26 protein-coding genes are annotated in these 24,888 nt (G+C 73.0%); 14 read left to right on the top strand and 12 right to left on the bottom strand.

Annotated features, from left to right (window positions below; translation table 11 throughout):
• Positions 1–3 precede the first annotated feature (3 nt).
• Genes BJ971_RS14530 through BJ971_RS14505 form a run of 6 tightly spaced genes read left to right on the top strand, consistent with a single transcriptional unit; the run spans position 4 to position 6,783 of the window.
• Positions 4–1,200 (top strand): hypothetical protein, encoded by a 1,197-nt coding sequence (locus BJ971_RS14530; protein ID WP_184993393.1) that lies wholly within the window; start codon positions 4–6, stop codon positions 1,198–1,200.
• The gene (locus BJ971_RS14525) at positions 1,197–3,395 is read left to right on the top strand and encodes a serine/threonine-protein kinase (protein ID WP_239087303.1); all 2,199 of its coding nucleotides are present in this window, start codon (positions 1,197–1,199) and stop codon (positions 3,393–3,395) included. Before BJ971_RS14530 ends, BJ971_RS14525 begins: the two co-directional genes overlap by 4 nt.
• The gene (locus BJ971_RS14520) at positions 3,392–4,366 is read left to right on the top strand and encodes a PP2C family protein-serine/threonine phosphatase (RefSeq protein WP_239087304.1); all 975 of its coding nucleotides are present in this window, start codon (positions 3,392–3,394) and stop codon (positions 4,364–4,366) included. Before BJ971_RS14525 ends, BJ971_RS14520 begins: the two co-directional genes overlap by 4 nt.
• A gap of 10 nt (positions 4,367–4,376) precedes the next feature.
• A complete protein-coding gene (locus BJ971_RS14515) occupies positions 4,377–5,642 on the top strand; it encodes a vWA domain-containing protein (RefSeq protein ID WP_184993391.1) in 1,266 nt (421 codons plus the stop codon).
• The gene (locus tag BJ971_RS42105; protein ID WP_184993389.1) at positions 5,639–6,289 is read left to right on the top strand and encodes an FHA domain-containing protein; all 651 of its coding nucleotides are present in this window, start codon (positions 5,639–5,641) and stop codon (positions 6,287–6,289) included. The genes BJ971_RS14515 and BJ971_RS42105 overlap by 4 nt, the downstream gene beginning before the upstream one ends.
• Before the next feature lie 53 nt (positions 6,290–6,342).
• On the top strand, positions 6,343–6,783 hold the full coding sequence (locus BJ971_RS14505) for a DUF1707 domain-containing protein (RefSeq protein WP_184993387.1): 441 nt from the start codon (positions 6,343–6,345) through the stop codon (positions 6,781–6,783).
• Between the two features lie 22 nt (positions 6,784–6,805).
• Here BJ971_RS14505 and BJ971_RS14500 read toward each other — a convergent pair whose 3' ends face one another.
• Together BJ971_RS14500 and BJ971_RS14495 are read right to left on the bottom strand one after the other, a co-directional pair.
• A complete protein-coding gene (locus BJ971_RS14500; RefSeq protein ID WP_184993385.1) occupies positions 6,806–7,588 on the bottom strand; it encodes an inositol monophosphatase family protein in 783 nt (260 codons plus the stop codon).
• Positions 7,572–8,516, bottom strand: a complete 945-nt coding sequence (locus BJ971_RS14495) for an RNA polymerase subunit sigma-70 (RefSeq protein ID WP_203709186.1) — start codon at positions 8,514–8,516, stop codon at positions 7,572–7,574. The genes BJ971_RS14500 and BJ971_RS14495 overlap by 17 nt, the downstream gene beginning before the upstream one ends.
• Positions 8,517–8,641: 125 nt before the next feature.
• Between BJ971_RS14495 and BJ971_RS14490 the strand changes: the two genes are divergently transcribed.
• A complete protein-coding gene (locus BJ971_RS14490; RefSeq protein ID WP_184993381.1) occupies positions 8,642–9,985 on the top strand; it encodes a pectate lyase family protein in 1,344 nt (447 codons plus the stop codon).
• A 9-nt stretch (positions 9,986–9,994) separates the two neighbouring features.
• On the opposite strand, the gene coaD is transcribed toward BJ971_RS14490, so the two are convergent.
• Entirely contained in the window at positions 9,995–10,432 is a 438-nt protein-coding gene (coaD, locus tag BJ971_RS14485; RefSeq protein ID WP_184993379.1) for a pantetheine-phosphate adenylyltransferase, read from the bottom strand.
• 230 nt (positions 10,433–10,662) lie between these two features.
• On the opposite strand from coaD, the gene BJ971_RS14480 reads away from it, so the two are divergent.
• The 4 genes from BJ971_RS14480 to BJ971_RS14465 all read left to right on the top strand — a co-directional run bounded on the left by BJ971_RS14480 (position 10,663) and on the right by BJ971_RS14465 (position 13,457).
• Positions 10,663–11,250: a dihydrofolate reductase family protein gene (locus BJ971_RS14480; RefSeq protein WP_184993377.1), complete on the top strand. Its 588-nt coding sequence runs from the start codon at positions 10,663–10,665 to the stop codon at positions 11,248–11,250.
• A 2-nt stretch (positions 11,251–11,252) separates the two neighbouring features.
• A complete protein-coding gene (locus tag BJ971_RS14475) occupies positions 11,253–11,849 on the top strand; it encodes a GNAT family N-acetyltransferase (protein WP_184993375.1) in 597 nt (198 codons plus the stop codon).
• The gene (locus BJ971_RS14470) at positions 11,791–12,372 is read left to right on the top strand and encodes an HAD family hydrolase (protein ID WP_184993372.1); all 582 of its coding nucleotides are present in this window, start codon (positions 11,791–11,793) and stop codon (positions 12,370–12,372) included. The genes BJ971_RS14475 and BJ971_RS14470 overlap by 59 nt, the downstream gene beginning before the upstream one ends.
• Before the next feature lie 83 nt (positions 12,373–12,455).
• A complete protein-coding gene (locus BJ971_RS14465) occupies positions 12,456–13,457 on the top strand; it encodes an NAD(P)H-dependent glycerol-3-phosphate dehydrogenase (RefSeq protein WP_184993370.1) in 1,002 nt (333 codons plus the stop codon).
• A gap of 57 nt (positions 13,458–13,514) precedes the next feature.
• On the opposite strand, the gene BJ971_RS14460 is transcribed toward BJ971_RS14465, so the two are convergent.
• Positions 13,515–15,458, bottom strand: a complete 1,944-nt coding sequence (locus BJ971_RS14460; RefSeq protein WP_184993368.1) for an alpha amylase C-terminal domain-containing protein — start codon at positions 15,456–15,458, stop codon at positions 13,515–13,517.
• Between the two features lie 49 nt (positions 15,459–15,507).
• Positions 15,508–18,306: a DEAD/DEAH box helicase gene (locus tag BJ971_RS14455; RefSeq protein ID WP_184993367.1), complete on the bottom strand. Its 2,799-nt coding sequence runs from the start codon at positions 18,304–18,306 to the stop codon at positions 15,508–15,510.
• An 85-nt stretch (positions 18,307–18,391) separates the two neighbouring features.
• On the opposite strand from BJ971_RS14455, the gene BJ971_RS14450 reads away from it, so the two are divergent.
• The 3 genes from BJ971_RS14450 (at position 18,392) to BJ971_RS14440 (ending at position 19,858) form a co-directional block, all read left to right on the top strand.
• A complete protein-coding gene (locus BJ971_RS14450) occupies positions 18,392–19,138 on the top strand; it encodes an HAD family hydrolase (RefSeq protein ID WP_184993365.1) in 747 nt (248 codons plus the stop codon).
• 45 nt (positions 19,139–19,183) lie between these two features.
• Positions 19,184–19,384, top strand: a complete 201-nt coding sequence (locus BJ971_RS14445) for a helix-turn-helix domain-containing protein (RefSeq protein ID WP_184998853.1) — start codon at positions 19,184–19,186, stop codon at positions 19,382–19,384.
• Positions 19,385–19,447: 63 nt separating this feature from the next.
• The gene (locus BJ971_RS14440) at positions 19,448–19,858 is read left to right on the top strand and encodes a VOC family protein (RefSeq protein ID WP_184993363.1); all 411 of its coding nucleotides are present in this window, start codon (positions 19,448–19,450) and stop codon (positions 19,856–19,858) included.
• A gap of 4 nt (positions 19,859–19,862) precedes the next feature.
• Here the strand turns inward: BJ971_RS14440 and BJ971_RS14435 are convergent, their stop codons facing one another.
• From BJ971_RS14435 to BJ971_RS14405, 7 genes are all read right to left on the bottom strand, one after another.
• Positions 19,863–20,051: a hypothetical protein gene (locus tag BJ971_RS14435; RefSeq protein WP_184993361.1), complete on the bottom strand. Its 189-nt coding sequence runs from the start codon at positions 20,049–20,051 to the stop codon at positions 19,863–19,865.
• 109 nt (positions 20,052–20,160) lie between these two features.
• Positions 20,161–21,060, bottom strand: a complete 900-nt coding sequence (locus BJ971_RS14430) for a diacylglycerol kinase family protein (RefSeq protein ID WP_184993359.1) — start codon at positions 21,058–21,060, stop codon at positions 20,161–20,163.
• 26 nt (positions 21,061–21,086) lie between these two features.
• A complete protein-coding gene (gene tatC, locus BJ971_RS14425) occupies positions 21,087–22,049 on the bottom strand; it encodes a twin-arginine translocase subunit TatC (protein ID WP_184993357.1) in 963 nt (320 codons plus the stop codon).
• 6 nt (positions 22,050–22,055) lie between these two features.
• On the bottom strand, positions 22,056–22,382 hold the full coding sequence (gene tatA, locus BJ971_RS14420) for a Sec-independent protein translocase subunit TatA (protein WP_184993355.1): 327 nt from the start codon (positions 22,380–22,382) through the stop codon (positions 22,056–22,058).
• A 156-nt stretch (positions 22,383–22,538) separates the two neighbouring features.
• Complete coding sequence (locus BJ971_RS14415; protein ID WP_239087305.1) at positions 22,539–22,814, bottom strand: hypothetical protein; 276 nt, start codon at positions 22,812–22,814, stop codon at positions 22,539–22,541.
• 10 nt (positions 22,815–22,824) lie between these two features.
• Positions 22,825–23,802, bottom strand: a complete 978-nt coding sequence (locus BJ971_RS14410; protein WP_184998851.1) for a helix-turn-helix transcriptional regulator — start codon at positions 23,800–23,802, stop codon at positions 22,825–22,827.
• A 5-nt stretch (positions 23,803–23,807) separates the two neighbouring features.
• Positions 23,808–24,803 (bottom strand): helix-turn-helix transcriptional regulator, encoded by a 996-nt coding sequence (locus BJ971_RS14405; RefSeq protein WP_184993353.1) that lies wholly within the window; start codon positions 24,801–24,803, stop codon positions 23,808–23,810.
• Between the last annotated feature and the right edge of the window lie 85 nt (positions 24,804–24,888).

The following is a 24,888-nucleotide window of genomic DNA, read 5'->3' as shown; positions in this document are numbered from 1 at the left end:
ACCGTGACCGCGCCGACCCAGCAGCTGCTCGGCCGCGCCGACGGGGAGCTGATGCGCCTCGAGGCGGCGGCGGCCGCGGTCGCCTCGAACCTGGTCGACCTCGACGACAACACCGCGCGCAAGGACCTCGACCGGGGCCCGCTGACCGGCCGGACCGCCGCGGCCTGGGCCGACGCCACCGAGGCGCTGACCCAGCTCTGGGACGGCTACCGCATGCTGACCGCGCTGATCACCGCGGCGCGGGCCGCGCGCGACCAGCGCCGCTTCACCGACACCGAGAAGGCCGCGTACGTGCACCAGGTGCTCGGCCGCTCGATCACGCTCTCCACCCGCACGGTGCCGCTGGCGCAGCGGGGGCTGCTCGGCGCCGGGCAGGTCAGCACCAGCTGCTCCCCCGCCGAGCTGCTCGCCGCGATGGAGGCCGCGTTCAAGACCGCGGTGGACGTGGCGACGCGGGCGGGCGAGGTGTGGCACCGGCTGATGCCGGAGGCCGCGACGGTCGCCTCGTCGCTGAGCCACCTGCGCACGCTGACCCGCTCGGCCACCCTTGACGAGGCCGACCGCCGGCTCGGCGACTTCACCTCGGCGCTGGCCACGGACCCGCTGGGCTGCGACGAGACGGCGCTGGCCGCCGTACGCGCGCTGCTGGACCGCGCCGACGCCGAGCGCACGTCGGCCGGTGAGCTGCGCGAGGCACTGACCCAGCGCCTCACCGACGCGCACGCCCTTGCCGACCAGCTCGCCGAGGCGGCCCGCGCGGCCGCCGCGGCCGAGCAGAGCGTCGCCGGCCGCTTCGCCGACACCGCCGTCGCGACCGCGGCCGGCCCCGACCTGCGTCCCGACCTGGCCGCGCTCGACGCGCTCGCCGCCGCCGGGCACTGGGCGCTGATCAGCCCCCGGCTCGCCGACTGGACCCGGCGGGCCCGCGAGCGGCTCGACGCCCTGCGCGGCGCCGCCGCCCGCAACGCCGCGATGCTCGGCTCCCGCAACGAGCTGCGCGGGCGGCTTGACGCCTACCAGGCCAAGGCCGGCCGCCGCGGCCTCGCCGAGGACACCGTGCTCGCGCCGCTCGCCGAGCGGGCGCGCGCCGCGCTCTACACCGCGCCCTGCGATCTCGACGCCGCGCGGGCGGCCGTGAACGCGTACCAGGACGCGGTGGCCCGCCTCACCGCCACGACCGCGAGGGACGGACTCCTGTGAAATGCCAGCGCGACTGTCCGGGCGCCATCCAGGACGGTTACTGCGACACCTGCGGCATGGCCCCGCCGAAGTCGGCAGCCGCACCGGCGCCCAAGCAGCGCACCGCGACCGCGCCCTCGGTGCGGACCGCCGCGCTGTCCACGCGTACGGGTGGATCGGTGCGCGGCGGCAGCGGGCGCACCGGCAGCCGGCGGCGACGCTTCGGCGGCGGCCTGGTCGACGTGGCGCCGCTGCCGGAGCGCGACCCGGCCACCGCGATCATGGCGGTCGCGGAGGTGCCGGAGGAGAAGCGCTACTGCGCGAAGTGCGCCAACCCGGTGGGCCGGGCCCGCGGCGACCGGCCCGGCCGCACCGCCGGCTTCTGCCCGTCGTGCGGCGAGGCCTTCAACTTCACCCCGAAGCTGGCCAAGGGCGACCTGGTCGGCAGCCAGTACGAGGTGATCGGCGCGCTCGCGCACGGCGGGCTCGGCTGGATCTACCTGGCCAACGACAAGCGCGTCTCGGACCGCTGGGTGGTGCTCAAGGGCCTGCTCAACTCCGGCGACGAGGACGCCCTCGCGGCCGCGGTGGCCGAGCAGCGGTTCCTCGCCGAGGTCGAGCACCCGAACATCGTGAAGATCTACAACTTCGTCGAGCACGAGGGCGCCGGCTACATCGTCATGGAGTACGTCGGCGGCGAGTCGCTCAAGGGCATGCTCAAGGACCGCCGCGCGGCCAACGGCAACCAGCCGGACCCGCTGCCGCTGGACCAGGCGCTCGCCTACGTCCTGGAGATCATGCCGGCGTTCGGCTACCTGCACGACCGTGGCCTGATCTTCTGCGACTTCAAGCCGGACAACGTCATCCAGACCGGCGACCAGGTCAAGCTCATCGACCTCGGCGGCGTCGTGCACATCGACGACCAGGACGCCGCCCTGTACGGCACGGTCGGCTACCAGGCGCCGGAGATGGCGCAGGCCGGGCCGTCCATCCAGTCCGACCTGTACACGATCGGCCGCACCCTCGCGGTGCTCACCACCGACTTCCGCGGCTACCAGAGCACGTTCAAGCAGAGCCTGCCGGACCGCGGCGAGTTCGACCTCTACCGCGAGCACGAGTCGTTCTACCGGCTGCTGGACCGGGCCACCCGCATCGACCCGGCCGAGCGCTTCGTCGACGCCGCGGAGATGTCCGAGCAGATGCTGGGCGTGCTGCGCGAGGTGCTCGCCGCCGACGGCGAGCCGCGACCGTCGACGTCGCGGCTGTTCACCAGCGAGCTGCGCACCGACCCGCGCAGCGACGAGCCGAACTGGCGGTTCCTGCCCGCCCCGATGATCGACCTGACCGACCCGTCGGCCGCGTTCCTGGCCTCGGTGACGGTGACCGACCCGCAGGAGGTGCTCACCCTGCTCGGCAAGGCACCGCAGAACACGTTCGAGGTGCAGCTGCGGGCCCTGCGCGCGCTCATCGACCTGGGCGCCGCCGGCACCGGCCCGGCCGCGTTCGCCGACGCCGCCCGGCTGCGCGACACGATCACGGCGGCGGCCGCCGGCGACTGGCGCCTCGCCTGGTACGACGGCGTCCTGGCGCTGGCCTCGGGCGATCTGGGCCGGGCGCGGGAGCGGTTCGACGCGGTCTACTCGGCGCTGCCCGGCGAGCTCGCCCCGAAGCTGGCGCTGGGGCTGGCCCTGGAGCTGGCGCAGCACCCCGCGGAGGCGGCCGGTTACTACGACGTGGTGAGCCGCACCGATCCGGCGTACACGACCGCGGCGGCGGGGCTGGCCCGGTGCCGGCTCGCCGCCGGTGACCGGGACGGTGCCGTCGAGGCGTACAACCGGGTGCCGGGCACCTCGGCCGCGTACCGCAGCTCGCAGGTCGGTGCGGTCCGTGCGCTGGTGCACGCGCACCCGTCGGCCGCGGCCGACGTCGCCGCCCTGGCCGCGGCCGCCGCGCTGATCGACCGGCTGGAGATGGAGTCCGCGCAGCTCGCGGCCCTGCGGGCCGAGCTGCTCGAGCGGGCCCTGAGCACGCTGACCGCCGGAACCTCGGTGCCGGCGGCGGTGCTGGGCACCAGCGGCGACGGCGCCGCCGGCGAGCGGGACGTGCGCTTCGCGCTCGAGGGCGCGTACCGGGAGATGGCCCGGGCCGCGCACGGATCCGAGAAGATCCGCCTGGTGGACCGGGCCAACGCCGCCCGGCCGAGGACGCGCACGTGATCGCACAGGAGGACTGCCCGTCCTGCGCCGACGAGCGGGCCGCGGGCGCCGCGTTCTGCGAGAACTGCGGCAAGGCGCTGGCCACCGGCGCGGGCCTGGCCATCGGCAAGGACTGCCCGTCCTGCGGCGCGGCCGGTGTCGTCGGCGACGACGGCTACTGCGGCAACTGCGGCCTGCTCGCCGCCCGGCCCCGCGACCACGTCGAGGCCGACGGCGGCGGCGTCGCGGCCGCGGTGACCGACCGCGGCCTGCGGCACCACCGCAACGAGGACGCGATGTGGCTGGCCACCAGGGGCGCGGACGTCGACGTGGTGGTCTGCGACGGGGTGTCCTCGTCGTTCGACCCGGACGTCGCCTCGGAGACCGCGGCCGAGGCCGCCGGCAAGGCGCTGACCCTGGCCGCGACCGAGCTCGCGGAGAGCATCGGCGCGGCCATCGTCGGCGCCGGCAGCGCCGTCGCCGTGCTGGCCACGGCCGGCGACCCGCGCCGGGCCACCTCCAACCCGGCCTGCACGATCGTCGCGGCCTGCGTGCGGGGCACCGAGGTCGGGTACGGGTGGGTCGGCGACAGCCGGGCGTACTGGGTGCCCGCCGCGGGCCCCGCCGTGCAGCTCACCGAGGACGACTCGTGGGCGACACACGCGATCGCCCTCGGCGCCGACCCGCAGGCGGCCATGAACGACCCGAAGGCGCACGCCATCACCGCCTGGCTGGGCGCGGACGCGGGCACGGTCGCGCCACGCACCGGCACCTTCTACGCCGAGGTGCCCGGGCACCTCGTGCTGTGCAGCGACGGCCTGTGGAACTACCTGACCGAGCCGGCCGTCTTCGCGCACACCGTCCGGTCCGCCCTGCGCGACACGGACGGCCTGCTGGCGGCGGCGCGGTCCCTGGTCGGCATCGCCAACGCCGCGGGCGGCGCCGACAACATCACCGTCGCCCTTGTCCCCGTCAACACCCGAGACAGCTGAGGGAGAGCCCGTGCCGTACACCGCCGAGGCGTTCCAGAACGAGTTCCTCGCCCTGGGCGCTACCGAAGTCAACGCCATCGTCACCGTCGCCTCGTCGGGCGCGGAGGGCGGGCGGCGCACGGCCGGCGCCACCGAGATCATCATCGTGGACTGCTCGGGCTCGATGATGGCCGAGGGCCGGATGGCCGCCGCCCGGCAGGCCGCCAAGGCCGCGGTGAACTGCATCGACGACGGCGTCCGCTTCGCCATCATCGCCGGCGTGAGCACCGCGCAGCAGCTCTTCCCGGCGCCCGGCGAGCTCGCCGTCGCCACGCCGGAGAGCCGCGCCAGGGCGGTCGGCGCGATCGACCGGCTACAGGCCAACGGCGGCACCGCGATCGGCGCCTGGCTCCGGCTCGCCGGCCAGCTCTTCGCGCAGCGGCCCGGCGACATCGCGCACGCCATCCTGCTCACCGACGGCGAGAACGGCGAGTACCAGGGCTACCTGGAGAGCGTGCTGGCGGAGATCGGCGGCAGCTTCACCTGCGACTGCCGCGGCGTCGGGACCAACTGGACGGTGTCGGAGCTGCGCAAGGTCGCGGCTGCGATGTTGGGCACGGTCGACATCGTCGCTCGGCCTCAGGATCTGACCGTCGCGTTCGAGCAGATGATGACCGCCGCCATGGGCAAGACGGCCGCCGACGTGCAGCTCAAGGTCTGGACCCCGGTGAACTCGACGGTCCGCTTCGTCAAGCAGGTCGAGCCGCAGGTGGCCGACCTGACCGGCAAACGGGTCGCGGACGGGCCCCGCGCCGGGCGCTACCCGCTCGGCTCCTGGGGCTCGGAGAGCCGCGACTACCACGTGTGCGTCGACGTGACCGCGGGTGCGGCGGGCGACGAGATGCTCGCGGCCCGGGTGTCCGTCGTGGAGGGCGACGTGGTGCACGCGCAGACCCTGGTGCGCGCGGTCTGGACCGAGGACTCGGCGCTGTCCACCCGGATCAACCGGCAGGTCGCGCACTACACCGGGCAGGCCGAGCTGGCCGAGGCGATCCAGCAGGGCATCGAGGCCCGCAAGGCCGGCGACGACCGCACCGCGACGCTGAAGTTCGGCCGGGCCGCCCAGCTCGCGCACGAGAGCGGCAACAAGGCGACCGAGGAGCTGCTGGCCACGGTCGTCGACATCGAGGACGCGGCGACCGGGACGGTCCGGCTGCGCCGCAAGGTCGACGCCGCCGACGAGATGGCCCTGGACACCCGCTCGACAAAGACCGTCCGGGTGGGACGGGCGCAGTGACGACCTTCACCTGTCCGAAGGGCCACCCGTCCACGACGGGCGACTTCTGCGACACCTGCGGCGCGAAGATCGGCGGCACGGCGGCGTTCAGCCCGGGCGCCGCCGCGGCCGCTCCCCCGGCGTCCCCGGGCGGCGACCCGTGCCCGAACTGCGGCACGCCCCGGGCCGGCGCGGGCCGGTTCTGCGAGGACTGCGGCTTCGACCACAGCACCGGCCGGGTGCCGACCCTGGCACAGCCGCCGGTCGCGCCCCCGGCGGCCGGCAGCTGGACTGCGACGGTGTTCGCCGACCGGGAGTACTTCGAGGCGAACGCGATCGAGGGCGTCGACTTCCCAGAGCTGACGACGGAACGCACGGTGACGCTGCCGCCCCCGCAGGTACGGATCGGGCGCCGGAGCGCCTCCAAGGGCACCGACCCGGAGATCGACCTCGCCGACGCCGACCCGGGGGTCTCGCACAGCCACGCGCTGCTGACGCTGAGCGTGGACGGCGTGTGGCTGGTCTCCGACCTGGGCTCGACCAACGGCACGTGGCTCAACGACGAGCCGAAGCCGCTGACCGCGGGCCAGACCCGCGGCGTCGGCGACGGCGACCGCGTACACGTCGGCGCCTGGACGACGATCACCCTTCACGCGCCGGCGGGCTGAGAACCGGGTGTTTCGCCGCGCACCCGGCCCGCGCCGCGATACGTTCGCCACCGATGAGGGACGAGCGCATCGGGATGGTGCACCGCACCCAGGTGATCGGCCTGCTGGGTCAGGCTCTCGACGAGGGCCTGCTCACCATGGCGCAGCACGACGCCCGGGTGGTCGCGGTGAGCGGCGCCACGTACGCGTCCGACCTGCTCGGCCAGGTGCAGGACCTGCCGCCGCGGCTGCACTGGGACCCGCGCAACGCGGCGCCGCCGACCGCGCCGAACCGCAACGCGGGCCGTACGGCGCTGATCCTCGGGATGTTCAGCCTGCCGATGGCCTTCTGCGTGGTGGGCATCGTCCCGGCCATCGCGGCGATCGTCATGAGCACCAAGGGCAGCGGCGCCCGCGGGGTCAACCCGGCCCTGCTCGGCCGGGTGCTGGGCATCATCAGCGTCATCCTGTCGATCGGCGCGCTGCTGGCCCTGATCTTCGTCCGCTCGTCGTGACTGCGCCGGCGCTCGTCGTTGACTACGCCGGCCAGAGCGCGGCGTGTGCGGCGCCCCACAGCGCCCGGTCGGCGGCGAAGAGCGACACGCCCGGCCTAGGGCCGCGGATTCCGTCGGCGCCGCCGTAGCAGCCGCCCGCCTCCTCGACGATCAGCGCGGTGGCGGCGAAGTCCCAGATCTGCCCCCGGGTCTGCAACGCCAGGTCCAGGGTCCCGTCGGCGACCAGCAGCGCGGCGTGCACGTCCCAATCCACGATGGAGGCGACCGCGCCCAGCGGCGCGGCGATCGCCTCGTCGGCCGCGGTCAGGTTCGGCGCCACCGGGATGACGCCCACCCGGCTCTCGGCGATCGTGGCGCGGCCGCCGCCCGCGCGCAGCCGCCGTTCGCCCGTACCGTCGAACTTCGCCGCGAAGGCACCGCCGCCGCGCCGCGCCCACCAGAGGCCGCCCTGCGCCGGCACCGCGGCCACCCCGGCGACGATCTCGCCGGCCTCCTCGAGGGCGACAAGGACCAGCCAGCGGTCGTCGCCGGCGACGAACTGGGCGGTGCCGTCGATCGGATCGATGATCCACCGGCGGGCGCCGTCGCCGGTCGCGCCGCCCTCCTCGCCCAGGATGGCGTCGCCGGGCCGGCCCTCGGTCAGCACCGCGCGGATGGCGGCCTCGACCGCGCGATCCGCCTCGGTGACCACGCTGCCGTCGGCCTTGAGCTCGCGGGGCAGGTCGGCGAGGGCGGCGAAGTACCGCAGGCCGACGGCCGCTCCCGCGAGGGTGGCCGCCCGGGCAAGTTCAAGATCGCTCTGCACCCACCCATACTGCCCGGGGTTCCCCGTGCCAGACGCGCGGCTCCTCGAGGAATGTTGTGATCTCGGTGATCCGCCCGCCGGCGGTCTCGAAGAACATCAGCGCGAACGGCTCGTACCCACCGCCCGGCCCGGTCGGCCGCTCCTGCCGGTACGCGGTCGTGCCGTTGGCGGCGACCGGCACCAGGCGCGCGCCGCGGCAGGAGCCGTCGCCGTGCCGCAGCGCCGTGGCGATCTCGTCGCGCCCGCGCAGCCACCAGGCGAACGGCGGCATGGACATCGTGGCGTCCTCGTGCAGCAGCGCCACCATCGCGGCGACGTCGTAGCGTTCGAACGCCCGGCAGTAGCGGTCGAGCAGCGCGGCCGCCTCCGGATCCAGCGGGGCGACCGGCGCGTCCCGGCGCAGCGCCGCCCGGGCACGCTGGAGGGCGCTGGTCACCGACGCCACCGAGGCGTCCAGCAGGCCGGCCACCTCGTCGGCGTGCCAGCCGAGCACGTCGCGCAGGATGAGGACGGCCCGCTGCCGCGGCGAGAGCCGCTGGAGGGCGGCCACGAAGGCCAGCCGTACGGACTCCCGGCGCACCGCCTGCTCGGCCGGATCCTCGCAGCCGGGCAGGACCCGCCCGTCCTCGATCGGCCGCACCCACGCGCTCTCCGGCAGCGGCGCGCCGATCGGGGAACCGGCCTGCGCGGCGGGGCCGAGGTCGACCGCGCGGGCCCGCCGCCCGGCGCCGCGCAGCATGTCCAGGCACACGTTGGTGGCGATCGAGTACAGCCAGGTCCGCAGCGATCCGCGCCCGGCGTCGAAGCGGTCGGCCTGCCGCCAGGCCCGCAGCAGCGTCTCCTGGACCGCGTCCTCGGCCTCGGATCCGGACCCCAGCATCCGGTACGCGTATCCGGTCAGTTCGACGCGGAACTCCTCGGCCTGCACGACTCGAACGCTACCCCGGGTCCACTGCAAACTTCCTGCACATCGGTTTCCATTGACTCGCGCAAATACCCGTGCCAGCGTTGGCCACTGGTAAGCGCTTTCCTTCCCCGATTCCTGGAGCCACCGTGCGCGGACGATCCCTTGCCGCGGCCGCAGTCTCGGTCGTCGCGGCCCTCGGACTCAGCACAGCCCTGCCGGCCGGCGCCGTGAAGCCCGCGCAGGCCGGCGGCGGCCCGTCGGCGGCCGCGCTCCGGCTCGCCCGGCAGCCCCTGGCCCCCAACGACGGCTGGGCCGCCGCCGGCTCCGGCACCACCGGCGGCTCGGCGGCCGACGACGCGCACGTCTTCGTGGCCCGCAACCGCGCCGAACTGCTCGCGGCGCTGGCCGGCGACGCCGCGCCGCGGATCGTATTCGTCAGCGGGCGCTTCAGCATGAGCGTGGACGACGCGGGCCGGCCGCTCGGGTGCGCCGACTACGCCGACCCGGAGTACGACCTCGACGCGTTCCTGGGGGCGTACGATCCGGCGGTCTGGGGCCGGGCGAGCAAGCCGACCGGCCCGCTCGAGGACGCCCGGGTCCGGTCGGCCAAGCGCCAGGGCGACCAGATAAAGATCAATGTCCGCGGGGACACGACGATCATCGGCATCAACGGCGCCCGGATCGAGCACGGCAGCCTGATCCTGGCGAACGTCGCCAACGTCATCGTCCGCAACATCGAGTTCACCGACGCCGCCGACTGCTTCCCGGCCTGGGACCCGACCGACGGCGCGGCCGGCAACTGGAACTCGCTCTACGACCTGGTCTCGCTGACCGGCGCCACGAACGTCTGGCTCGACCACAACACCTTCAGCGACGGCAACAACCACGACGCCGACCAGCCGGTCCGCCTCGGCCGCCCGTACCAGGTGCACGACGGCGCGAGCGACATCATCCGCGGCTCCGACCTGGTCACGGTCTCCTACAACGACTACTACGACCACGACAAGACGATGCTGATCGGCTCGACCGACACCCCCGGCGTTGACGTCGGCAAGCTGCGCGTCACGGTCCACCACAACCGGTTCGGCAACGTGATCCAGCGCGCGCCACGGGTCCGCTTCGGACAGGTGGACGTGTACAACAACGCGTACCGGGCCACCGACGAGGAGTACGGCTACTCACTCGGCGTCGGCGTGGAGTCCAGCATCTACGCGGAGAACAACCACTTCGTACGCAGCGAGGACCTGCCGGACGGCGAGATCATCCACTACTGGAAGGGCACCCGGATCACGGCGCTCGGCACGCTGGTGCAGATCGGCCACCGGCCCGCGCAGCCGGTGGACCTGGTGGCCGCCTACAACGCGGCACACGACCCCGACCTGGCACCGGACGGGGGCTGGGTGCCCACGCTGCGCACCCGGCTCGACCCGACGGCCGACGTACCCCGCATCGTCGGCGCTTCGGCGGGAATCCGCCGCCTCGGCATCTGAGCCGGCGGCTCAGGCTCGCAGGGCCCGCACCGCGGTCGACGACATCGCGGCCAGCTCCGGCCGGGCGGGCACGAACAACGTCGCCACGTCCAGGGACTCGTTCATCGCCGCGAGCTCGTACTCGCGCGCCCAATCGGCGGAGTTCCGGAGCCCCCGGACGATCACCCGGATTTCGTGCTGTCGGCAGTAATCCGCGGTCAGCCCGTGCCAGGCGACCACCGAGACATTCCCCCAGCCCGCCGGAAGCAGGCCCCGAATCTCCGCCGCCCGCGCGGCGGTCGGCCGGGACGGCCGTTTGCCGTCGTTCACGGCGACCAGGACGGTGACGTGGTCGAACATGCGGCGCGCCCGGTCGACGATGTCGAAGTGGCCCGGCGTGAAGGGATCGAACGTCCCGGGATAGACCGCTCGAGCGGCGCCGAGACCACGATCGGGCACATGAGGCATCGCGCCAGACTAGCCACCGCCCGCGATCACCCTCCGGCGGTCCACGACCTGGCTTGCTGGCGAGCAGTTCGCGGACGTGACGCCGGTCGCCGAACATGATGTCGCGCAGCACCAGCATCACCCACGGGTCGCCTTGGACCTCGACCGCCGCGGCGCGGGATCCATCGTCAGCCCTGCTTGCAATTAGGGTGGCGGCTAGCAGTAGCAGGCCGTTGACACTTGGAGCACTGATGCCAGGCCGGTTCGTGTACTGGATGAACGTTTCCCTCGACCTGAGGATCGAGCACGCCGAGGACGAGCAAGGCGGCGGATCGTGGATGCGCATCGGCGAGTCCCTGCACCACGAGTTCAACGCACGGGCGCGAGCGCTGTCGCTGATGGTCCAGGGACGCACCATCTACGAGACGATGGAGGGATTCTGGCCGAGAGCGCGCGACGACGCCTCGTTGCCCGGCTTCCTTCGCGAGTACGGTCAGATCTGGACCTCGATGCCGAAGGTGCTGGTGTCGCGAACGCGCACCAGCGCCGAGCACAACACCCGGGTCATCAACGCCGACGACGCCGTCGGTGCGCTCGCGGACCTGCGCGCGCGGACCGAGGGCGACATCGGCGTCGGGGGTGCCACGCTGGCTACCGCGCTGCTCCGGGCCGGGCTGCTGGATGAACTGCTCCTCTTCACCCACCCCGTCATCCTCGGTGCCGGCCGGCCGCTGTTCGACAGCCACGACGAGCCGCTGGAGCTGGACCTGCTCGAGCAGGTGCGCTTCGACCAGGGCGTCACGCTCCACCGGTACGCCGTCCGCGGGTCGCGTGCATGACCATGAGCACCGGACTTGCCGTGTTGCCCTGGCCACTGCGCACCGACCGCCTGACGTTGCGGCCGGCAACCACGGACGACGCCGACGCCACCTGGCGTTTCCGCCGCCGCGAGGACGTGAGCCGTTGGATCACCCGTGCTTCCGCCACCCTGGACGAGCACCGGACCTGGTTCCGGACCCCCGACAGACTGGCCAGGACCCTCGTGATCGAGCACAGCGGCACGATCATCGGCGACCTCATGCTGAGGATCGAGGACGCCTGGGCCCAGGCGGAGATCGCCGAACGCGCCCGCGGCGTGCAAGCGGAGCTGGGATGGGTGCTGCACCCGGAGAACGCCGGCCACGGATACGCCACCGAAGCCGTCCGGGAACTGCTCCGGCTCTGCTTCGAGGATCTCGGACTGCACCGCGTGACGGCCACCTGCTTCGCCGCCAACGAGGCATCGTGGCGACTCATGGAACGCGTCGGGATGCGCCGTGAGTTCTACACCGTCCGGGATTCCCTGCACCGATCCGGCGAGTGGCTCGACTGCGTCGGCTATGCCCTGCTCTCCGACGAGTGGCCCGGTTCGGCGCAGCCTGCGGGTCGTCCGGCATGATCCGGCGACTCGTAAGGATTCCCCGTACCGCCGATCGGCGTCGCCCACGGATACCTGGGTAGTCGCCACGATCCGCGCCCTGCTCGACAACGGCGCGGCCGACCTGGTGGTGCTGGAGGATGCGTGCGAGGAAGCACTGAGGTCGGCGCGTGCACCTGGCTGGACCTGCATGATCGTCACCAATGGCCGTGCGGCGCAACGGGAGGCGAAGATCCGCAACACCGGCCTTGACCGGCTGGTACACGGCTGGGTCGTCTCGGAGACGGTCGGCCGCGAGAAGCCCGCTCCGGAGATCTTCCGTGCGGCCGCCGATATCGCCCGGCTCCCGCTGCGGGACGCGTGGGTCATCGGCGACTCGCCCCAGGCCGACATCGCGGGAGCGGTGGCACTGGGACTTCGGAGCATGTGGATCTCGCACAACCGGACGTGGAGCCAAGCCGCTTACCAGCCCACGGATGTCGCCGGCGAAGTCGCTTCCGCCATCCGTCGGATCCTGCGACGCGATGCTCTCGAACGGCTGTAACGGGTGGACGGGACCCGCGGAGTGCCCCGGCCGCCGTATTCTCAACTCGCACCGGCCGGTGCGCGCCCGAAGGAAGGAAAACCATGCGGATCGCCGTGCTGGGTGCGGGTTCGTGGGGCACCACGGTCGCGTCCATCCTCACCCGCCGGGACCACGAATCGCTGATCTGGGCGCGCAACCCGGCCACGGCGGAGGAGATCAACGCCAAGCACAGCAACGGGCGCTATCTCGACGGCTTCCCGCTACCGAGCCGGCTTCGCGCCACCTCGGACCTCGCCGAGGCGGCGGCGCACGCCGAGCTGCTCGTCGTCGGCGTGCCGACCGGGGCGTTCCGCACCACCCTGGAGCAGGTCCGGCCGGACCTGCACCCGTGGATCCCCGTGGTGAGCCTCAGCAAGGGTCTCGAACGCGACTCGCTGCTGCGGATGACCGAGGTGATCAAGGAGGTGCTTCCGGGGCATCCGGCCGCCGCGCTCACCGGCCCCAACCTGGCCAAGGAGATCATGGCGGGCATGGCGGCGGCCACCGTGATCGCCACGGAGGACCTCACCGTCGCCACCGCGATCCAGCAGGTGTTCCGGCGCGGCCTGCTGCGGGTGTACACCAACCACGACGTGATCGGCTGCGAGGTCGGCGGTGCGCTGAAGAACGTCGTGGCCATCGCCACGGGCATCGCGCAGGGTCTCGGCGTCGGCGACAACACCCGGGCCGGGGTGATCTCCCGCGGACTCGCCGAGCTGACCACGCTGGCGGTCGCGATGGGCGGCGAGCCGCACACGCTCGCCGGGCTGGCCGGAATGGGCGACCTGGTGGCGACGTGCATCAGCCCGCAGAGCCGCAACCGGCACGTCGGCGAGCAGCTCGGCCGTGGACGGCGGCTGGACGACATCCTCGCCGAGATGGGCCAGGTCGCCGAGGGGGTCAAGACGGTGCACGCCGCGGTTCGGCTGGCCGACCAGCACGGGCTGGCCATGCCCATCACCCGCACCATCCACCGTGTCATCACCGGCGACATCACCGCCGAACGAGCCTACGACGGCCTGCTGAGCACCCACCCGGCCGGCCACGAGTCCGAACCAGGCTGATCACTCGATCCGTCCACTCAGGCGAGTCGGAGCATTACGGCGTGAACCGGCCGCCGTTCAACCGATCGGCTCGCCGCGGTCCCGGGCGAGGACCAGGATGCCGTTGGCCGGGACGGTCAGGGCCGCCGACTGCGCGAAACCGTGCAGCCCGGGCCCGGAGGCCTCCACCTCGCCGCCGTTGCCCGACACCCACGGGTTCGGGAAGTTGTCGTAGACGTCGCTGTTGAAGACCTCGTGCCACCGGCCCGGCTGCGGCAGTCCGAGTCGGAAGTCGTGGAACGTGGACTCCGACAGGCTCACGACCACCACCACGTCCCGCCCGGTGCCCGGCACCCAGCGCTGCCAGGCCAGCACCCGGTCGGCCGGCTGCCACACCGTCACCGGGTCCGCGCGCAGCGCCGGATGCCGCCGCCGCAGGTGGATCAGGTCGCGGGTGAAGCGCAGGAAGTCCGCCATGTGCCGGTCCTCCCCCAGCGCGCCGTCCCACCAGATCAGCCGGTCGGTGCGTTCCGGGCTGTCGTTCCAGAGCTTGTCCTCGAGGAACTCCTCGCCCATGAACAGCATCGGCACGCCCGGCGCCGTCAGCAGCACACCGGTCGCCGCGCGCGCCCGGCTGCGGGCGTACCAGGATCGGGGGTTGTCGGGGTCCGCCAGCCGCGCGATGCGCGGCGCGCGGTGGTCGTCCATGTCCAGCACGAGGTCGTGGTTCTCCAGGCAGTGGTACGACGTTCCCGGTGCCCGGCGCAGGCCGTCGCCGATCCGGCCGATGTGCACGGCCGCGCCGGCTCCCTTCGCGGCCTCGGCCAGGGTCAGCCGGACCGTGTCGCGCAGGCCGTCGCTGTAGCCGATGTCGAAGCCCATCCCCTCGGGCGGGCGCTGCACGGCGAGCCACCGCCGCTCGCCCCAGTACTCGGCGATCTGCACGACCGACGGCTTGCGGCGGCGCAGCTCCTCGGTCAGCTCCTGGCAGAAGAACCAGCCGCCCTTGGCGTCGATCACCGACACCTCGTCGAAGCGCAGCCCGTCCGCGTGGTAGCGGTCCAGGAACATCAGGGCGTTGTCGATCAGATAGCGGCGCACCTCGGTCCGGCCGAAGCCGAAGACGCGGCCGCCGGCCCAGCCGTCCGGGGAGAAGTAGGCGTTGTTGTGCGGGCCGGGCTCGGCGGGCAGGTCGATGTAGTCGATGCTCTGCGGGTCGAGGCCGCCGCCGGCGTGGTTGTAGACCACGTCGAACAGGACCGCGATCCCGTACAGGTGGCAGATGTCCACGAACGCCTTGAGCTGGTTGACCTGGCCGGCCAGCTCCGCCTCGGCCAGGGCCGCGGCGCCGCGCGCGCTGAGCAGGGCGTTGACCCGCGCCAGGTACGGCGGCAGGTCCTCCGGCGCGACGCAGTAGTCCATCTCCGGCGAGAACAGGTCGGTGCCGTTGTAGCCGAGGCTCCACTCGCCCTGGAACTCGACGACGGGCAGCGGCTGCACCGCGTTGACCCCGAGCTCGGCGAGGTACGGCACCCGCTGCACGGCGTCCAGCAGCTTCGCGACCCGCTTGGCCCGCCGGTCGTTGCCGTCGTCGTCGGTGGCGTGGAAGACGCCGACGTGGAACTGGTAGACGATCAGGTCGGCGAGGTCCGGCGTGCGGAAGTCCGCGTCGTGCCAGGGGTAGGCGTCGTGGTCGACCACCAGCGCGTCGCAGTCCGGGTAGCCGTACAGCTCCAGCTCGTGTGCCCGCGGGTCGCGCTTGAAGCCGGCGCCGCCCGGGCCGTGCACCAGGAACCGGTACTTCTCGCCCGGGCCGATCCCGGGGAAGAAGCCGGTCCAGTGCCCGGTGTCCGGGTCCTTCACCAGTTCGTCGGCGGGGCTGGGCCGGTAGCCGTCGACACCGCCGAAGACCACGTGGACGCGCTCGGCGGCCGGCGCCCAGAACCGTATCGTGACGCCGCCGCCGATGAGGTCGGCGCCCATCGGAGTGGCCGGGTTGATGTGGTCCTGCGCTGCGGGCATGCGCCGACGCTAGGTCCGTGCCGCCCCCGGCGAAAGCAGATCTCCGACGCTAGAGGGCTGACTGGTAGGCCAGCACTCCCCTGTTCACCGCGGCGATCGCCTTGCGGGCGGTGTCGCGGATGCCGGCCGACGCGGCCGGCGCGTCCCGGAGCTGGGTGAGCAGGTCCAGCACCTGGCGCGCCCAGCGGACGAAGTCGCCCGCCGGCATGTCGGACTCGTAGTTGTGCCCGCTGGCCAGCACCCGGGCGAGGGGCTCGCCGCGGGCCCACCGGTAGATCGGCCAGACGAAGCCCGGGTCGGGCTCCCGGGTCAGCGACAGGCCGTGCGCGGCCTCGTCGGACTCGATCTCGGCCCACAGCTTCTGGCAGGCGTCGACCGCGGCGGTGGTCGCGCCCTTGGGCACCGAGGCACGCTCGTCGCCCTCGCGGCGCGACTCGTAGAGCACCATCGACACCGCCGCCGCCAGCTCCTCCGGGGCGAGGCCCTCCCAGACGTCGCGGCGCAGGCACTCGGCGACCAGCAGGTCGGCCTCCGTCCAGATCCGGCCCAGCATCCGGCCCGCGTCGGTCACCTCGTTGTCGGCCGACAGGTAGCCGCGGCCGGCGAGCACCGCGAGGACCTGGTCGAAGGTGCGGGCCAGCGATCCGGTGCGCCCGGCGACCTTGTCCCGCAGGGCGTCGGTGTCGCGGGCGAGGCGGTGCCGGCGCTCGGCCCAGCGGGCGTGCTCCTCGCGCTCGGGGCAGGCGTGGCAGGCGTGCTGGCGCATCTGCACCTTGAGCAGCGCGATCTCCGCGTCCTCGCCCGGGGCGCCCCGGTCACGGCCGCGGCGCCGGGTGCCGTCGCCGTGCCGGTCCAGGCCGGTGGCGCTGACCGTGGCGGCCAGGTCCCGGCGCGCCGCGGGCGAGCGGTGGTTGAAGTGCTTGGGCACCCGGATGCGCTCGAGCACGTCGACCGCGGCGGGGAAGTCGGCCGGGCTGACCCGCCCGGCCCAGCGGTCCTGGGTGAGCACCAGCGGACGCGGCTCGCCGAAGCCGCCGCTGACCGGCTCGAGCACCACGGCCAGCCCGGCCCGGCGGCCCTGCGGCACCCGGATGACGTCGCCGACGCGCAGCTTCTCCAGCGACGACAGCGTGGCGGCGCGGCGCTGGGTGGCGCCCTGCCGGGCGAGGCTCCGCTCGCGGTCGGCGATCGCGACCCGGATCGCGAAGTACTCGTCGAAGTCGCCGTGGTGGCAGGCGCCGTCGTCCCCGTACGTCTGCATGGTGTCGACGTTGCGCTGCACCTGCCGGGCCAGGCCGACCACCGAGCGGTCCGCCTGGAACTGGGCGAACGACGACTCGAGCAGCACGCGGGACTCGTCAGCGCCGACCGTGCCGACCAGGTTGACCGCCATGTTGTAGGACGGGCGGAAGCTCGAGCGCAGCGGGTAGGTGCGGGTCGAGGCGAGGCCGGCCACGTGCCGCGGGTCGACCTCCGGGCTCCACAGCACGACCGCGTGGCCCTCGACGTCGATGCCGCGCCGCCCGGCCCGGCCGGTGAGCTGGGTGTACTCCCCCGGGGTGAGGTCGACGTGCGCCTCGCCGTTGAACTTGACCAGCCGCTCCAGCACCACGCACCGGGCCGGCATGTTGATGCCCAGGGCCAGGGTCTCGGTGGCGAACACGGCCTTGACCAGGCCGCGGACGAAGCACTCCTCGACGGCCTCCTTGAACGCGGGCAGCATGCCGGCGTGGTGGGCGGCGACGCCGCGCTCGAGCCCGTCGAGCCACTCCCAGTAGCCCAGGACCGTCAGGTCCTCGCCGGGGATGCTCGCGACCTTGGCCTGGGCGATGCGCCGGATCTCCGCCCGCTCGTCGGCGTTGGTCAGCCGCAGCCCGCCGGACAGGCACTGCTGCACCGCGGCGTCGCAGCCGGCGCGGCTGAAGATGAACAGGATCGCCGGCAGCAGGTCGGCCCGGTCGAGCCGGTCCACCACCTCGGCGCGCGGCGGCGGCTGCCAGCGCCGCGACCGGCCGCCGCGCGACTGCCAGCCCGGGCCCGCCGTGCGGTCCGTCAGCTCGAGGCGGCGCAGCATCTCGCGGGTGTAACGCAGCAGCTCGGGGTGCACGTCGTGCTTGCGGGCCGCGTCGGCGTCGTGGAACAGGTCGAACATCCGCTTGCCGACCAGCATGTGCTGCCACAGCGGCACCGGGCGGTGCTCGCTGACCACGACCTCGGTGTGGCCGCGGACGGTGACCAGCCAGTCGGCGAACTCCTCGTAGTTGCTGACCGTGGCGGACAGCGAAACCAGCGTCACCGACGCCGGGAGGTGGATGATCACCTCTTCCCAGACCGCGCCGCGGAACCGGTCGGCCAGGTAGTGCACCTCGTCCATCACCACGTAGGCCAGGCCGTGCAGGCTGGCCGAGCCCGAGTAGAGCATGTTGCGCAGCACCTCGGTGGTCATGACCACCACGGGCGCGTCGCCGTTGATGACGTTGTCACCGGTCAGCAGGCCGACCTGGTCGGCGCCGTGGCGTGCCACCAGGTCGTGGTATTTCTGGTTGGAGAGCGCCTTGATCGGGGTGGTGTAGAAGCACTTGCGCCGGCCGCCGACGCCGGTGTCGCGCAGCACGAGGTGCACCGCGAACTCGCCGACCACCGTCTTGCCGGCCCCGGTCGGCGCGCAGACCAGCACGCCGCTGCCGCGCTCGAGGGCCTCGCAGGCCTGGCGCTGGAAGTCGTCGAGATCGAATCCGACATCGAGCATGAAGTCGGCCAGGGCCGGGAACTCGGCCGCGCGGGCCGCCCGCCGCTTCGAAGCCGCATACCGTTCGGCGGGGCTCACATCATCGGCACGGCTCGTCATGAACACAAGGCTAGTGCTTACCTCTGACACAACGAAGGTCATGGCTAGGCGGGCGGCGCCGACAGTTGCGTCGGAGGCTCTGGGTATGGTGCACGGCGTGCCGGATGCCGCCGATTCGACCCCCTACCCGTCGCGCCGACAGGTCGACGCGGTGCTCTTCGACTTCCACGGCACCCTCGCTCAGGTGGAGGAGCCGGTGACCTGGGTGGTCGCCGCCGCGGCGGCCTGCGGGCGCGAGCTGGAGCGCGGCAAGGCCACCATCCTGGCCGACCGCCTGGTCACCGCCGGCCGGGCCGGCGGGCCGCTGCCCTACCGCGTCCCGCTGCACCTGGCGGAGCACTGGGCCGACCGTGACCTCTACGAACACAGCCACCGCGCGGCATACACCGGCCTGGCGGAGACGGTCAGCACCGACGTGGAGGGGCTGGCCGACGCCCTCTACGAGCGGCTGCTCGGCCCCGCCGGCTGGCTGCCCTACGCGGACACCGAGCCGACCCTGCGCACCCTGCACGACGCCGGGATCAAGGTCGGGGTGGTCAGCAACATCGGCTTCGACATCCGCCCGCACTTCGCGGCCTGGAAGCTGGACGGCCTGGTCGACGCCTTCACGCTGTCCTACGAGGTGGGCCGCACCAAGCCCGACCCGGCGATCTTCCTGCGCGCCTGCGGCATGCTCGGCGCCGACCCGGAGCGCACGCTGATGGTCGGCGACAGCCCGGCCGACGCGGGCGCGGTGCGGGCCGGCTGCGCGGCACTGGTGCTCCCGGCCGCCGAGCCGGGCCGCAGCAACGGCCTGAGCGCGACGTTGGCCCTGGCCGGCTGCCCGATCTGAGCGGCTCCGGTGCCCGGAAATAGCATTGCGGCGTGAGCCGTTTTCCTGCTGCGCGAGACCGGCCGCAGCATCACCGACGTCTGCGCCGACGTCGGCTTCAACAGCCTCGGCACGTTCAGCCGGACGTTCCGGGAGATCGTCGGGGAGACGCCGACGGCCTACCGCGAGGGTAACGGGCCGGTCGTCGTGCCCGGCTGCGTCCAACTGGCCAACACCCGGCCACGCAAAGACAGCAGTTCCGGATAAGGCGCCACCGGTTCGGCCGACCTAGCCTGACGATGTTTCCATCACCACGGCGGAGGAGCCCAGATGATCACCAAGCTGAACGTCGCGTCCATCTACGTCCTCGACAAGGACGAGGCGCTGGAGTTCTACGTCGGCAAGCTCGGCCTCGAGAAGGGCAACGACGTGCGGCAGGGCTCGTACCGCTGGCTGACGGTCCGGATACCGGGCGACGGCGGCACGGAGCTCTGCCTCGAGCAGCCGGGCCCGCCGCTGCACGACGAGGCGACGGCCGAGCAGCTCCGCGAGCTGATCGCGAAGGGCGCCATGAACGGCATCGTGCTCAACAGCGACGATGTCCGCGGGCTTTACGAGACGCTGAAGGCGGGCGGTTTCACCGACTTCACGCAGGAGCCCACCGATCACTTCTACGGCACCGACATGGGCCTGCGTGATCCGTCCGGCAACGCGATCCGGATCCTCCAGCAGGGTGCCTGACCGCTCAGAGGTAGGTGTCCACCAGCGTGCCGAGCGTCGCCGAGGCGGCCGGGGCCGGCTCCTGCTCGGCGGCCGCGACGTGGTCCGCGATCGTCCGGGCGCCCTCACGCGTCTTCGCGGCGCTCGCGGAGGCGTCGGCCTGCGCCAGCGTCGCGGTGGAGGCGATGCCCGAGAACAGCGAACCGATCGACATACGGTCTCCCTCGTGTCTGCGGCGTGCGGACTCACCGCTCCGTTCGGCGCCGCCGCGGCGGCGCTGACGCCGAAGCCACGACGGCAACCGGACCGCACCCGCGGCGGGCTCAGCGCAGCAGCCGCACCGCGCCCGGAACACACGTCACGACCAGGTCCAGCGCCGCCACGCGCTCGCCGTCCGCGTACCCGAAGATCCCCTCGGAGGCGATCTTGACCTCCCGGGCGCGGTAGCTGGTGACCGCCGGGTCGGTGACGTGGGTGCCGCGGCGCAGGCGCGGCTTGAGCCGCGCCACGGCGCCGCGCCCGAGCGGGCCGGCGACCACGATGTCGAGCAGGCCGTCCGCCGGGTCGGCGTCCGGGCAGATCAGCATGCCGCCGCCGTAGCTGGCGCAGTTGCCGACGGCGACCAGGACCCCGCTGAAGCTGTGGTCGACGCCGTCGAGGACCAGCGAGTAGTCGCGCGGCCGCAGGCGGGCCAGCTCCAGCAGGATGGCGAGGTCGTAGCGGCGCGGGCCGCGCGGCCAGCGCATCCGGTTGGCGCGCTCGTTGACGATCGCGTCGAAGCCGGCGGCCAGGACGGCGCCGAACCAGCGCACGTCGCCCTCCGCGGTGGTCACGCGGGCCATGTCGATCTCGGTGGCGCGCCCGGTCCGGACCGCGTCGGCGATCGCGTCCGCCGCGGCCAGGGGGTCCGACGGCACGCCGGTGCCGGCCACGAAGTCGTTGCCCGTGCCGGCCGGGACCATGCCGAAGCCGACGGTGGTGCCGGCCACCGCCTGCACCGTCCGGTGCAGCGTGCCGTCCCCGCCGAAGCCGACGAGCGCGCCGACGCCCTCGGCGACCGCGCGGTGGCAGGCCTTCTCGGCCTCCTCGGCGCTGGCCGCGCTCAGCAGCCGCACGGTCCGGCCGGAGGCGCCGAGCCGGTCGAGTACCTGGGAAAGCAGACCGCGGTGCCGGCCTCTGCCCGCAAGTGGGTTGGCCAGCACCGCGATGTCGTCGCTCGTCACAGCCGGGAGGGTACCCGGCCGTCGCCTCAGGTCATATCGTCGAACCGGCTCTCCAACGGCAACGGTTTCGCCACCGGCAGCGGGGACTCGACGGGTGACGGCGCCTCGATCCGGTCGCCCGCGGTGACCGGGTCCCGGTCGTCCTCCAGCGGCGAGATGGTGTCGTCGTCCAGCCCGGCGTAGATCTCCTTGCCGCGGCCCTTGCGCTTGTCGTTGAGGAAGGCCACCCCGACCGCGATCAGGTAGAGCACGACGAGGCAGAGCGCGAGCAGCGTCATGCCGAACGGGCCCGGGTCCGGCGTGGCGATGGCGGCGAAGCCGAAGGACAGGAAGACGACGATCCGCCACCAGCTCATCAGCTTGCGCGCGGACACCACGCCGGTGAAGTTGAGCATCAGCAGGATCAGCGGGAACTCGAACGCCACGCCGAACAACAGGATCATGTTCGTCACGAAGCCGACGTACGCGCCGACCTCGAGCTGGGTTGTCACGCCCAGGATGCCGGCCTCCTGGATGAAGGCCAGGCTGTGCTTGACGACGAAGTACGCGAGCACCGCGCCGCCGATGAACAGCGGCGCCGCGATGGCCACGAAGACGTACGCCCACTTGCGCTCGTGCCGGTGCAGGCCCGGCGCGATGAAGGCCCAGAGCTGGTACATCCAGACCGGCGCGCCGAGGATCAGGCCGACCCACAGGGCGATCTTCAGCTTGAGGATGAGCGAGTCGGCGACACCGAGCACGATGAAGTTGCAGACCCGCTCGCCCTGGGCGTTGATGGCCCACGAGCTGGGCAGCGAGCAGTACGGGTCCTTGAGGACGTCGAAGACCCAGCCGGAGATGATGAAGCCGATGATCAGGCCGCCGATGATGCCCAGCGACGACCAGAAGAGACGGTTACGCAACTCCCGGACGTGCTCGATCAGGGTCATCGAACCGTCGGAGGCCTGCTCGAACTTGCTCGGCCCCCGACGGCTGAGGGAGAAGGCCACGGTGGGTCAGCGGTCGTTGGTGCGCTGCACCGGGTCCACGTAAGGCTGGGCCGGCGGCTGCTGGAACTGCTGGCCGTTCGCAGGCGGCGCCTGCGGGGAACCCGGCTGGCCGGGCTGCTGGATCTCGTTGGGCTGCAACGGCTGCCGCGAGTACTGCGGCTCGGCCTTCTCGGCGACGTTGTCGTCGTTGTCGACGAGACCCTTCGTCTCAGCCTTGATGATCCGCAGCGAGCGGCCGAGCGACCGGGCCGCGTCCGGCAGCCGCTTCGCGCCGAACAACAGCACGAGCACGACTACGAAGATGGCGATGTGCCACGGCTTGAGGGCGCCCATGGATAGCTCCAGTCGGTCGATCAGGGTCCTGACGGGTGATGCGGGTCCATCGTACGTGTGGTTGTTGTGAGAGACCCCTGCCGGACCTGTTTGTTTGCGTTCAGGTCCCGGGGATTTCGGACAAGGCCCCGGGAACGCCGCACGCTACCACGGCCGTCACGCCTTCTGTAAGGAGTGTTTTTCGTCCGACCCGTGACCCGGCCTGATCGCGGCCAGCCGGGACTGCATGAGTTCGGCCCGGTCCTGCACGCCTGCGGCGGACCGCTCCAGCACGGCCGCGCGCTCCTGCAACCTCATCGCCTCCTGCTGCCGCCGCTCCAGCTTGCGCGCGGCGCGTTCCAGGCCCGAGAGCCGGCCCAGCACGGACAGCACGGAGGCCACCAGAATGATCACGGCGAGGACCACCACGGCGATCACGATCCACGTCACCATGGCGGACAGCTTAGGCGGTGGCCGGCGCGGGCGCCGCGTACTGGTCCAGCGCGGTCGTGGCCTGTTCGCGGATCCGGTCGACCAGCTCCACCGGGCCGACCACGGTCACGTCCGGGCCGAGCCCCAGCAGCAGCCGCTGCGCCCAGCCCAGATCCGTGACCCGCATCGTCACGATCCACTCGTCCCCGTCGCGCCGGACCTCCTCGCACGGGTAGTACTCGGTGATCCACCGGCTGCCCCGGCCGACCCGGAGGGTGACCAGCGGCAGGTCCGGCGTCGGGTGGAACACGCCGTCGCTCACGTCGTGCGGCACCGCCCGCGCCGGCGGCGCGGACGGCTCGTCCAGCTCGGTGAACGCGTCGATGCGGTCCACCCTGAAGAGCCGGGTGGCCTCGGCGCGACGGCACCAGGCCTCCAGGTACGCGCGCGGGCCGACCATCAGCATCCGCATCGGGTCGACGACCCGCTCGCTGGTCTCGTCCCGGGCGGCCGTGTAGTAGGTCAGCCGCAGCGCGTGCCGGCGCTCGACCGCGCCGCGGATCTCGTCGACCTTCGCGACGTCCGCGGGCAGCCGCACCGCGACCGGGGTGTCGACGACGTCGCCGGTCGCGTTCTCGATCTTGGCGAGCGCCCGCTCGATCGCGTCCCGCGACCCGATCCCCGGCGTCTCGGCCAGCATCCGCAACGCCACCACCAGGGCCAGCGCCTCGTCCGGGTTGAGCCGCAGCGGCCGGTCGATGCCGGCGTCGTAGGTGATGGTCACCCGGTCGCCGTCGAGCGCCATGTCGATCAGGTCGCCCGGGCCGTAGCCCGGCAGGCCGCAGACCCACAGCAGCTCGAGGTCCTCGCGCAGCTGACGCTCGGTGATCCCGAACGCGGCCGCCGCCTCGGCGACCAGAATCCCCGGGCGTCCGAGCAGGTAGGGCACGAGATTGAGCAGCCGGCCCAGGCGGTCGGCCGAGGCCTTGTTCTCCCGGGTACGGGGCACAGGCGTCACCGCAGCACCGCGGGAAGCACCCGCTCGTGGCGCGCCACGACCTCCTTGAGCTGCTGGATGACCGCTTCGCGCAGCTCCGGCGGCCCGTCGGCGCGCACGTCCGCGCCGTAGCCGACCAGCCGCGAGGCCAGCCACTCCACGTCGGAGTACGGCAGGGTCAGGCGATCGCCGTCGGGGCCGGGCACGGTCTCCACCGCGAGCCGGCGCAGCCCGGCGGCCCGCCCGGTGCGGACCAGCACGGTGGCGCGCCCGTTGCGCTCGACCGGGCCGAACCTCCGCGAGACGTGGCTGATCAGGTCGACGTTCGCCGGCGGGGTGAACGCGCCCTCGGGACCGACCGCGCGGACCGGCCCGACGATGCGCGACAGCCGGAAGCAGCGGGTCGCGTCGCGGTCGCGGTCGTGGCCGACCACGTACCACCGGCCCTGCCAGCAGACGACGCCCCACGGCTGGAGCCGGCGGGTGGACGGCTCGTCGACCTCGGGTACCCGGTAGGAGAAGGTGACCGCCCGGCGCTTGCGGGCGGCACCGGTCAGCGGGCCGAACGCCGGGTCGACCGTGACGACCGGCTCCACACCGAGGGTGGCCTGCGGGTCGACCTCGACACCGGCGGCGCGCAGCTTGGCCAGCCCGGAGGACGCGGCGGCGGCGAGGCCGGCGTGCTGCCAGAGCCGGGCCGCGATGCCGACGGCGGCCGCCTCGTCCGGCTCGAGGGGTATCTCGGGTAGGGCGTACTCCCGGTGGGCGATGCGGTAGCCGGACTCGGTGTCGAACGCGCTCGACAGGCCCGTCTCGAGCGGAACGCCCAGCTCACGCAGCTCGGCCTTGTCCCGCTCGAACTTGCGCTGGAACGCCTCGTGGTCGCGGGGATCGTCGGGGTCGTGCTCGTAGCCGGGCACGGTCGCGGCGATCTGCGCGGCGGTCAGGAACCGTCGCGTGGACAGCAGGCAGATCACCAGGTTCACCAGGCGCTCGGTGCGGGTCCGCGACACGACCGAAACGCTAGCAGCAACCCAGCCCGATAGCGGTATGCGCAGGCCGCGCACGGGCATTCGCACCCGTCGAGGGGTCCCGTCC

This window comes from Amorphoplanes digitatis, from assembly GCF_014205335.1.
Taxonomy (GTDB): domain Bacteria; phylum Actinomycetota; class Actinomycetes; order Mycobacteriales; family Micromonosporaceae; genus Actinoplanes; species Actinoplanes digitatus.
Note: the sequence above shows the minus strand (reverse complement) of the source record. Positions and strands in the feature narration are given on the sequence as shown.